This window comes from Phytobacter sp. V69 (genome assembly GCF_965644215.1).
Classification (GTDB): domain Bacteria; phylum Pseudomonadota; class Gammaproteobacteria; order Enterobacterales; family Enterobacteriaceae; genus Phytobacter.
Genome location: NZ_CBFFRL010000573.1, coordinates 1 through 291 on the forward strand (window position 1 = coordinate 1; position 291 = coordinate 291).

The 291-nt window shown below is 41.2% G+C and carries 1 protein-coding gene; it reads right to left on the minus strand.

Annotation, left to right across the window (positions count from 1 at the left end):
• Positions 1-210, minus strand: a complete 210-nt coding sequence (locus tag ACSZPU_RS26480; protein ID WP_499004588.1) for a DUF6387 family protein — start codon at positions 208-210, stop codon at positions 1-3.
• Positions 211-291: the final 81 nt, after the last annotated feature.

Genomic DNA, 291 nt, shown 5'->3' on the forward strand with positions numbered 1-291 from the left:
TCAGGCAACCGTCTGTGGTGTTTGCAGAGCTAAGATTGGCGGCTTAGCGTTGCACTTCGGAGTTGAATCCGCCTCTTCCAATTCTTCAAACATTGCCTTTCGTTTGCGGATCTCTTGGCAAAGTTGTAATACGGTTATCTCTTTTAAAACATTGTAATTTTCAGGCTTAAACCATTTTGTTAACTCAACTTTTTTAGCTGCTGTTGCCATCTGCAATCCCTCTTATAAACAGGCTGTTACTATACGATAGCGGTTTCCAAAAGTTGACAGGTTTGATTTTCTGAGGTAGCA

Bases quoted from the DNA above. Each gene is read 5' to 3' on its own strand.
- ACSZPU_RS26480 (WP_499004588.1), bottom strand. From the start codon at position 210: ATGGCAACAGCAGCTAAAAAAGTTGAGTTAACAAAATGGTTTAAGCCT.